Source organism: Streptomyces sp. NPDC054840 (assembly GCF_053611065.1).
The window spans coordinates 1-8536 of the sequence record NZ_JBSGZP010000296.1 but is presented as its reverse complement, the minus strand read 5'-3'; the positions used below and the strand labels follow the sequence as shown (position 1 = coordinate 8536).

The 8536-nt window shown below is 73.7% G+C and carries 10 protein-coding genes and 2 pseudogenes; 3 read left to right on the top strand and 9 right to left on the bottom strand.

The window, feature by feature from the left end:
- Positions 1-209 (bottom strand): annotated as a pseudogene (locus ACWGIU_RS21060) (hypothetical protein); the annotation flags it as partial.
- Positions 210-488: 279 nt separating this feature from the next.
- Here ACWGIU_RS21060 and ACWGIU_RS21055 point away from each other — a divergent pair.
- A complete protein-coding gene (locus ACWGIU_RS21055) occupies positions 489-1394 on the top strand; it encodes a hypothetical protein (RefSeq protein ID WP_453707960.1) in 906 nt (301 codons plus the stop codon).
- 99 nt (positions 1395-1493) lie between these two features.
- On the opposite strand, the gene ACWGIU_RS21050 is transcribed toward ACWGIU_RS21055, so the two are convergent.
- The 6 genes from ACWGIU_RS21050 to ACWGIU_RS21025 form a co-directional block, all read right to left on the bottom strand.
- Positions 1494-1793: a hypothetical protein gene (locus tag ACWGIU_RS21050; RefSeq protein WP_453707958.1), complete on the bottom strand. Its 300-nt coding sequence runs from the start codon at positions 1791-1793 to the stop codon at positions 1494-1496.
- An 89-nt stretch (positions 1794-1882) separates the two neighbouring features.
- Positions 1883-2575 carry an NADPH-dependent F420 reductase gene (locus ACWGIU_RS21045; protein WP_453707956.1) on the bottom strand — a complete coding sequence of 231 codons (693 nt, stop codon included), beginning with the start codon at positions 2573-2575 and terminating at the stop codon, positions 1883-1885.
- Positions 2576-2606: 31 nt separating this feature from the next.
- A complete protein-coding gene (locus ACWGIU_RS21040) occupies positions 2607-3260 on the bottom strand; it encodes a disulfide bond formation protein B (RefSeq protein ID WP_453707954.1) in 654 nt (217 codons plus the stop codon).
- A 2-nt stretch (positions 3261-3262) separates the two neighbouring features.
- On the bottom strand, positions 3263-3427 hold the full coding sequence (locus ACWGIU_RS21035; protein ID WP_167745558.1) for a DUF5993 family protein: 165 nt from the start codon (positions 3425-3427) through the stop codon (positions 3263-3265).
- A 36-nt stretch (positions 3428-3463) separates the two neighbouring features.
- Entirely contained in the window at positions 3464-4864 is a 1401-nt protein-coding gene (locus ACWGIU_RS21030) for a sensor histidine kinase (RefSeq protein WP_453707952.1), read from the bottom strand.
- A 7-nt stretch (positions 4865-4871) separates the two neighbouring features.
- Positions 4872-5561, bottom strand: a complete 690-nt coding sequence (locus tag ACWGIU_RS21025; RefSeq protein ID WP_453707950.1) for a response regulator transcription factor — start codon at positions 5559-5561, stop codon at positions 4872-4874.
- A gap of 79 nt (positions 5562-5640) precedes the next feature.
- Here ACWGIU_RS21025 and ACWGIU_RS21020 point away from each other — a divergent pair, with 79 nt between their 5' ends.
- The gene (locus ACWGIU_RS21020; RefSeq protein ID WP_453707949.1) at positions 5641-6186 is read left to right on the top strand and encodes a hypothetical protein; all 546 of its coding nucleotides are present in this window, start codon (positions 5641-5643) and stop codon (positions 6184-6186) included.
- Positions 6187-6291: 105 nt separating this feature from the next.
- Here the strand turns inward: ACWGIU_RS21020 and ACWGIU_RS21015 are convergent, their stop codons facing one another.
- Together ACWGIU_RS21015 and ACWGIU_RS21010 are read right to left on the bottom strand one after the other, a co-directional pair.
- On the bottom strand, positions 6292-7170 hold the full coding sequence (locus ACWGIU_RS21015; protein ID WP_453707947.1) for a spermidine synthase: 879 nt from the start codon (positions 7168-7170) through the stop codon (positions 6292-6294).
- 45 nt (positions 7171-7215) lie between these two features.
- Positions 7216-7617, bottom strand: a complete 402-nt coding sequence (locus tag ACWGIU_RS21010) for a hypothetical protein (RefSeq protein ID WP_453707945.1) — start codon at positions 7615-7617, stop codon at positions 7216-7218.
- A gap of 242 nt (positions 7618-7859) precedes the next feature.
- Here ACWGIU_RS21010 and ACWGIU_RS21005 point away from each other — a divergent pair.
- Positions 7860-8536: pseudogene (locus ACWGIU_RS21005) on the top strand (tetratricopeptide repeat protein); the annotation flags it as partial.

Genomic DNA, 8536 nt, shown 5'->3' with positions numbered 1-8536 from the left:
ACGCGGGCCCGACCGACAAGATCCGAAAGAGACGGCCTAGCGGAAAGCCGGGTCAGCACCTGGGCGCGGGCCTCCTCCCGGCTCTGTTCGACGAACCGGACGGGCTCGCCCAGGGCCGCGGCGATCGCCTCGGCCCGCTCCCTCGCGGTGAGCGGGGCGGGCCCGTCGAGCTCGTAGGTCCGGCCCGCGTGGCCCGGCTCGCGCAGCACCGCGGCCGCGACCTCGGCGACGTCCGCCGGGTCGATGGTCCGGAGCCCGACGTCGCCGAAGGGCGCGGCGGCCGTGCGCCGCGTACTCGGCCGGGCCGAGCAGCGGTTCCGCGCGACGGGGCGCGCCGACGCCCGCGAGCCGGCTGTCGCCCTGATCGCCCCCCACCAGGGCCGTCGCTGCTCACCGGCACCTTCCGCGACCCGGACCTCATGACCGCCGAGGCCGCCTGGAACCCTGGATCGACTCCCTCACCGGAGGGACCCGAACACGGAGATGAGATGCACACGAGTGACGGGCCCAGCCGCACCACGCCCCCGCGCCCCCTGGACGTGGAGTCCCTCTTTCCGGGCCTGGCCGCCCACCGCCGCACCGCGACCCGGCTGCACCCGCGCCCCGGTACGCCCGGCCCGCACGACAGTCACGTAGGAGGGCCGCTGCTGTGGCCCGCCGACGAACCCTGGCCGGTGTGTACGACCCCGCACCGGCGCGCCCCCGGACCGGGACCGCTGCCGCTGGTCGCCCTGGCCCAGCTCCACGCCCGGGACGTGCCGGACCTGCCGGCCGGCCCGGACGGCTGCGATCTGCTCCAGGTGTTCTGGTGCCCCTTCGACGCTCACGGGCCCACCGGATACGGGATGTACACGCACCTGCGGTGGCGCCGGGCGGCGGAGGTCCGCGAGCCGGCGGCCGAGCAGCCGGCGCCTGGCGCCGTCGGCTTCCACGGGTACCTGCCCGAGCCGTGCGTGCTGCACCCGGAACGGGTCACCGAGTACCCGTACATCGAGCTGCTCACCGGGCAGCTCGGGGCGGCGGTCGAGGAGTGGGAGGAGGCCCAGGAGGAGGCCGCCTACGAGGCCGGGGAGGAAGCGGAAGGCGGCGATGACGAGCCCTGGCTGCCGACCTACCAGAGCGACCTGTCCGTCGCCCCGGGCTGGAAGGCCGGCGGGCACGCCTCCTGGAACCTCACCGGGCCCGGGACCATGGACTGTGACGCCTGCGGATGTCCGAGGGAACTGCTGCTGACCGTCGCGACGAACGAGTGGCACGCGGACACCCGGAGCTGGATCCCGCTGGAGGACGGGCCGCGGAACCCGACCGGGATCGTCGTCGGCAACCACGGCCGGCTCAACGTCTTCGCCTGCCCCCGGGACCCGTCCCACCCGCACGGCTTCAGCGTCCAGTAGAGGAGGCGTCCGCGCACGCGGATCCCCTCAGGAGCCGCCACGAGCCGCCAGGAGCCGCCAGGAGCGCTGGGAGCCGCTGGGGAACCGCTGAAGAACCGCTCAGGACGAGGTCTCCATCGCCGCCAGGCCCTTCGCCAGTTCTTCGGCGTTCATCACCGGAGCGACCTCGATCTCGGCGTTGAACTGCAGGAACAGGTCCTCCATCAGCGGCGGCATCTGGGCGCTGTCCTGCAGGTCGAAGACCATCCAGCAGGAGCGCACGCCCTCGTGCAGGCCGAAGTAGGCGGCCTCCGGCTTCACCTTCTCCATCAGGGTCTTCATCGCCTGGGGCAGGGCGCCGGTCTTGATGCCCTCGTTCGTGGCGGCCGTGTCCATGTGCGCCCTGAGCATGACTCTCATGCGTGGCTCCTTCCGTCACGCCCACCCTCGGCGCGGACCGGGATCCCGGCAACATATGCACCCCCGTCCGGGCCGGGCCCGGCACGCCGTCAGGCGCCCTGGACGTGGAAGTTGAAATCGGCGTGCCCCAGCCGGCCCATCAGCGCGAGCCAGATCGGCAGCAGCATCTCCACGCCCCGCGCGGTCCCGATCCCGCCGAGGTCGAGGATGCTCGCCCGCGGCCACCCGAAGGAGCGCAGCAGCTCGCGCACGCTCGTCTTGGCCTCCTCGTCGTCCCCGGACAGGAAGACGTGGTGCTCTCCGGCCACCCGGGCCGGGTCGACCATCACCGCGCAGTTCATGGTGTTCAGCGTCTTGACCACCCGCGCCCCCGGGAAGGTCCGCTGGATCAGCTCGCCCAGGCTGTCGCTGTTGCCCGGGTCGAGGACGGGCGGCCACCCGCCCGAGAAGTCCAGCGGGTTGGCGAGGTCGATGAGCACCTTGCCGGCCAGGTGCTCGGCGCCCGCCGCGGTCAGCACGTCGATGCTGACCCGGCCGCCGGTGGCGTTGACGAGGACCTCGCCCGAGCGGGCGGCCTCGGCGAAGGTCGCGAGCCCCACCCGGGGATGCTCGGCCTGCCAGGCGGCGTACGGAGCGACCGGGGCTCCGGTACCGGCCGGTTCGGTCCGGGCCAGGGTCGCGGCGGGGTCCCGGGTGCCGAGGATTACGTCGTGGCCCAGGGAGGCGAGCTTCTCGGCCAGCGTACGGCCCACCATGCCGGTGCCGAGGACTGCGTAGCGCACTGTGGAGGTCCCTTCCCATGAAAAAGCCCGGTCAGCCCAGGAACGCGAGGTCGGAGAAGAAGCGGTACCGGTGCGGGTCGTCCGGGAGGAACCAGTGGAAGCCCTCCTCCAGGAAGACGGCCAGCAGGTTCACGGCGATGACCATGCCCAGGAACCACAGCGCGCACATGCCCGCCGTGCGCAGCGCCCCCGGCCGGACCGCCGGAACGGCACGGTCGGCCGTCACGTGGGCGAAGGCCAGGGCGATACCGACGCCGACCACCGAGAGCTGGAAGAGGATCCACGCCCACACGTACAGGTGCAGGCCGAGCACCTCGCTCCCGTACCCCTTGGCCCCCGGCAGGATGTGCAGCGTGGTCTGCCGCCAGGACGCGAAGGACCCCCCGATCGCCGCGACCAGGGACATCCCCCAGCCCGTCATGTAGACGCGACCCGTCACCGTGCCGCTGATCAGCGCCGCGCGGACGATGTACGCCGCGCCCAGGGCCGCGAGCAGCATGAACATCCGCTGCACGACGCACAGCGGGCACGGGATTTGCCCCAGCCCGAACTGGTGGTAGAGGCCACCCAGGACGACACACGCCCATCCGAAGGCGAAGAAGCAGGCGAACCAGTACTGGGCCCGGCCCAGCAGCCCGCTCTCCGGCGGGGCGTCCGGCACGAGGCTGTGCATCGTCGCGGCCACGGTCAGTAGCTCAGCTTCAGCGCGAGACCGCTGGTGATGTGGTGTGCCGTCAGCAGGGTGACGGCGATCAGTACCGCCCACCACGCGCCGAGCACGACCGTCCGGGACGCGCCCCGGTACAGGGCGACCAGCGTGGCGAGGAGCCCGCCGAAGATGAGGGTGTCCATGCCGCGGACCGTACCGAGACGGCGACATCACGCCTGCTAGGCGCGCCCCCGGTTACGTCGGTTGCCGCGTCGGCCGCGCCCGGCGCGCCCCGCGCCGGGGCCGCCGAGGCTCCGGCCGTCCAGGCCGATCCAGACCCGGACCTCGGTCCCGCCGAGCACCGAGCGCCCCAGCCGGACGTCGCCGCCGGTCGACTCGGCGACCCGCCGCACGATGTCCAGGCCGAGGCCCGTCGACCCGTCGCGGCCGCCGTCGTTGCCGCGGCGCAGGGCGGCGTCCGGGTCGGCGATGCCGGGACCGGCGTCCGAGACGAGCACGATGACCGCGTCGGAGGCGTCGTGGACGTCCACCGAGAAGGGGGTGCCCTCGGGGGTGTGCCGGAAGACGTTGCCGAGCATGGCGTCGAGAGCGGCGGCGAGTTCGGGCCGTGCCACGGGGATCCGTACCGTACGGTCCACGCCGGCGAGCCGCACCTCGCGGCCCTCGTCCTCCGCGAGCGCCGACCAGAAGGCCATCCGGTCACGGATCACCTCGGAGGCGTCGCACCCCGCCCCCGCACCTGCTCCGACCAGGCCGGTGGCCGGTCGCTGCTCCCGGGCCGTGCGGATGATCGTGTCGACCTCGCGCTCCAGCTGTTCCACGGCGGCCCGGGTCTGTTCGGCGGCCGGACCGTCGCCGAGCGAGGCCGTGTTGAGCCGCAGCACGGTCAGCGGTGTCCGCAGCCGGTGCGAGAGGTCGGCGGCCAGTTCCCGTTCGTTGGCGAGGAGTTGGACGACCTGGTCCGCCATGGCGTTGAACGCGGCGGCCGCCGAGCGGAGTTCCTTCGGCCCATGCTCGGGCACCCGGGCGCCGAGCCTGCCCTCGCCGAGCTGGTGGGCCGCGTCCGCGAGCCGTTCGGCCGGCCGGACCAGCCGGGCGCCGAGCCGGTCGGCGACCGCGACCGAGCCGACGATCAGGGCCAGCCCGACGCCCGCGAGCACCAGCCAGGCGGTCGCGACGCCGTTGCTGACCTCGCTCTCCGGTACGAAGATCTCCACCACGGCGATGTCCCCGGAGCCGAGCGCGGTCGGCTGGAGCAGGGCCGAGCCGCCGCCCGCCACCGAGGCCGTCGTGGCCCGCCCCATCCGCCGGGTCTCCGCGACGGCGCGCTCCCCGGCCCGCCCCCGGCCGATGTCCACCGGCGGGCTGTCACCGATCGCGGGCACGTGGACGGCCATCCGCCGGGCGGCGCCCATCTGGGTGGACTCCACGGCCTTCTGCAGCTGCACGGGGTCGGTGGTGATGGACAGTGTCGGCCCGATGCTGGCGGCCTGCCGCTCGGCGTTGGAGAAGGCCCGGTCGCTGGCCATCTCCTGGACGACGAGGCCGAGGGGGACGGCGAAGGCCACGACCACCATGGCCGTGACCGCGAGGCACACCTTGACGAGCGCCCATCTCATCGGGCGGTCACCGGGGCGGCTCCAGCTTGACCCCGACCCCCCGCAACGTGTGCAGGTAGCGCGGCCGGGCGGCGGTCTCGCCGAGTTTGCGGCGCAGCCAGGACAGGTGGACGTCGATGGTCTGGTCGTCCCCGTACGACTGCTGCCAGACCTCGGCGAGCAGTTCGCGCCGGGCCACGACCACGCCGGGCCGCCCGGCGAGGAAGGCCAGCAGGTCGAACTCCCGGCGGGTCAGGTCCAGTACGGCCCCGTCCAGCTCGGCCTGGCGGCGCAGCGGGTCGATGGCGAGCCCGCCGACGCGCAGGACGCGCGAGGGCGGTTCGGCCCCGGCGGTGGCCCGGGCGCGGCGCAGGACGGCGGACATCCGGGCGGAGAGGTGCTCCACGGAGAAGGGTTTGGTCAGGTAGTCGTCGGCGCCGTCGTTGAGCAGCCGGACGATCTCCGCCTCGTCGTCGCGCGCGGTGGCGATGATCACGGGGACGTCGGTGATGCCGCGCAGCATCTTGAGCGCCTCGGACCCGTCCAGGTCGGGCAGTCCGAGGTCGAGGATGACCACGTCGAAGCGGTGGTGCGCGACCTCGCGCAGGGCTTCCAGGGCCGTGCCGACGCTCCGCACGGTGTGCGAGGCCTCGGTCAGGTGCCGGATGAGGGCGGATCGTACGAACTGGTCGTCCTCGACCACGAGCACACTTGCCATGGCCCGCACGGTAGTCCATCCGGGCGACTCAGCGGGGTGTCGGGCCACTCTTGTGGCGGGTGGTGCAGTATGTGCCCTGATGCGACGAGGACTTCTTCATGCCATGGCCTGGATGCTGGCGACCGGCGCGGCGGTGACGCTGTCGTGGTGGGGCGTGCACACCGTCATGTCGGGAACGGCCTACGATCCACCGCTCGCCGTGCCCCTGACCACGCATCCGCTGTCCTCGTCGACGCACAGCGCGCAGCCGTCCCCGTCCCCCTCGGAGTCCGCGTCCCCGTCACCCTCCGGGTCGCCCACCCCGGAGGAGTCGCCGACCCCCGGCGCCTCCCCGGAGAAGTCCGCGAAGCCGTCGTCCGGTCCGAGCCCCTACCGGCGGACGGAGGGCGGGGAGGCGGACGGGGGCAAGGTGCAGGCCTATCCCGTGTCCGGCGGCCGGGTCGTCTTCTCCCTGGGCGCGTCCTCCGCCGAGCTGGTTTCGGCCACCCCGGCGGCCGGGTGGCGGATGCAGGTGTGGAAGCAGGACTTCTGGATCCGGGTCACCTTCACCCGGGACGGCCGCGAGGTGTCGGTCTTCTGCACCTGGCACGACCACCCGCCGGTGGTGGAGATCGTCGACCCCTGACCGGCTCGCCAGGGCGGGGACCCGGCGGCCCCTGCCCCACGAGCCGTGGCCGACACCGGCCGGGGAGGGCGCACCGCCGGCGGGTCCGCGTGACCGGCGAAGCCGCTACCGGAAGACCGAGGGCGGCGGCTGCGGCGAGGCCACCGCGGAGGCGTCCGCGACCGGGGCCGCGCCGCCCGCGAAGTCCGCGAGGGCCCGGCCGTGCTCGACCCGGCCCGGGTGCGGGTCGCTCGCGACCCGGCGGGTGAATTCCGCGACGGGCAGCTCACGGTCGGCCGCCACCAGGACGGCGTTGCCGAACCGTTTCCCCCGCCACACCACCGGATCGGCGGCCAGCGCCAGCTCCGTGAACCGGGACGCGGCCGTCGCGATCTGGCTCCGTAGATGGGTCAGCGGCGGACCGTCCGCCAGATTGGCCACGTACCACCCGGTGGGCGCGAGGGCACGGCGTACGTCGTCCAGGAACTCGGTGCTCGTCAGGTGCGCCGGGGTGCGCGCCCCGCTGAACACGTCCGCGATCACCAGGTCCGCCCAGCCGTCCGGAACCTTCGCCAGGCCCGCCCGCGCGTCCACCGCCCGGACCCGGACCCGCGCCTGCGGATCCAGCGGCAGGTGTTCCCGTACGAAGGCCACCAGGGCGGCGTCGATCTCCACGACCTGCTGGGTGGAGCGGGGGCGGGAGGCGGCGGTGTAACGGGCGAGGGTGAAGGCCCCGCCGCCCAGGTGCACCACGTTCAGGGGCTGCCGGGCGGGCGCGACGAGATCGATCAGGTGGCCGATCCGCCGCTGGTACGCGAAGTCCAGGTGGCGGGGATCGGCCAGGTCCACATGGGACTGCGGGGCCCCGTCGATCAGCAGGGTCCAGGCTCCGGCCCGCTCCCGGTCCGGCTCCAGCTCCGCCCGGCCGCCGTCCACCTGCCCGACGACCGCCTCAGCGCCGCCGCGGCCGCGCTGCCTGCCCTTGTTCCTGTCCTTGCCTGCCACCACCCCATTGTGACGGGCGGCGGCGCACGACCCGGCCCGCAGGAGTCAGCGGCAGTTGTCCGCGGCCTCGATCAGCCGGGCCGCCTCGCCGAGCGCCGCGCGCAACACGTCCGGATCGGTGACCGGCCCGACGGCCTCCGGCGGAAGCAGCCAGCCGGTGGCGCCCGCGGTGGGCGAGGCGGCGTCGCCGAACCGCATCCCGCGCCCGTCGCTCTGCGTGCACGCACTGCCCGGCAGGTCCCACGCGTCGGCCGTGCCGGACGGAACGAGGAAGCCGAGGGTGTCGCCGGACCCGTCGTGCAGAACCGGTCCGACCCCGCCGGCCTGGCGGGCGGCGCGGCGGATGATGTCCACCGCCTCCAGCCCCTGCCGCGTGGGAACGGTCACCAGGTCCAGGTCCGGGGCCGCGCCGGGCTCGGACGCGGTATTCGTTCCAGTGCTCTCCATGCCGCCCTCCACCAAGGGAACCCCTCCTCGATCCGTATCCGCATGAGTTCAACGCACGGGAACGTCAACGGGTGCGGTGGCAAGACGCCGCAAAGGATGGCAGTTCATGGCGGATCGCGGGTGAGATATCCGTTTTGTAGCCAAACATCGCATGAACACCCCCTCACTGACGGTACGTTCATGCGCGCCGGACCCCCAGTCACAGCACCGGCGCTGCGTTCCTTGCCAGAGAGGCCACGTCCATGGCGGCGTCCCCCCACTCACCCAACTCCACGTTCCGGCGGCTGCGCGGGCAGCACTCCCCGGCCGAGTTCGCGGCCCTGGTACGCCGGGCGGCGAAGGAAATCGGAGAAACGGTTTCCTGCGACGCGCGCTACATCGGCCGGGTCGAGTCCGGCGAGATCCGCTGCCCCAACTACGCCTACGAGCGCGTCTTCCTCCACATGTTCCCCGGCCGCGCCCTGGCCGATCTGGGCTTCTCCCCCCGCGAGAGCGTCCGCGGCCGCTCGGCCCAGCGCGATCCCCTCCCCCTCCACCGATCCCCTTCCAGTGCCAAGGAGAGCGACGTGCTGCGTCGCGCGTTCATGGCGGGCGGCTCCGCGACCGTGGCGGCCGCGACGCTCAGCCTCACCCTGCTCGGCGACACCCGCCGGCTCCCCTCCCGCGCCGGCGAGCCCGAGGCCGCCGCCGTCGAGGACGCGGTACGCCAGATCCGCCTGCTGGACGACCGGCACGGCGCCGACACCCTGTACCGGCGGGCCGCCGAACCCCTGCGCACCGCCTACGCACTGCTCGACGCGGGAGCGACCCGGCAGTCCACCGAGGACCGGCTGCACTCGGGCGCCGGTGAACTGGCCGTCTCGGTCGGCTGGCTGGCCCACGACTCGGGCCGCTTCGACGACGCCCGCTCGCACTACGC

What these genes read in the sequence shown, in the direction of transcription:
- ACWGIU_RS21055 (WP_453707960.1), top strand. Translation starts at nt 489, where the DNA reads ATGCACACGAGTGACGGGCCCAGCCGCACCACGCCCCCGCGCCCCCTG.
- ACWGIU_RS21050 (WP_453707958.1), bottom strand. Translation starts at nt 1,793, where the DNA reads ATGAGAGTCATGCTCAGGGCGCACATGGACACGGCCGCCACGAACGAG.
- ACWGIU_RS21035 (WP_167745558.1), bottom strand. Translation starts at nt 3,427, where the DNA reads ATGGACACCCTCATCTTCGGCGGGCTCCTCGCCACGCTGGTCGCCCTG.
- ACWGIU_RS21030 (WP_453707952.1), bottom strand. Translation starts at nt 4,864, where the DNA reads ATGAGATGGGCGCTCGTCAAGGTGTGCCTCGCGGTCACGGCCATGGTG.
- ACWGIU_RS21025 (WP_453707950.1), bottom strand. Translation starts at nt 5,561, where the DNA reads ATGGCAAGTGTGCTCGTGGTCGAGGACGACCAGTTCGTACGATCCGCC.
- ACWGIU_RS21020 (WP_453707949.1), top strand. Translation starts at nt 5,641, where the DNA reads ATGCGACGAGGACTTCTTCATGCCATGGCCTGGATGCTGGCGACCGGC.
- ACWGIU_RS21010 (WP_453707945.1), bottom strand. Translation starts at nt 7,617, where the DNA reads ATGGAGAGCACTGGAACGAATACCGCGTCCGAGCCCGGCGCGGCCCCG.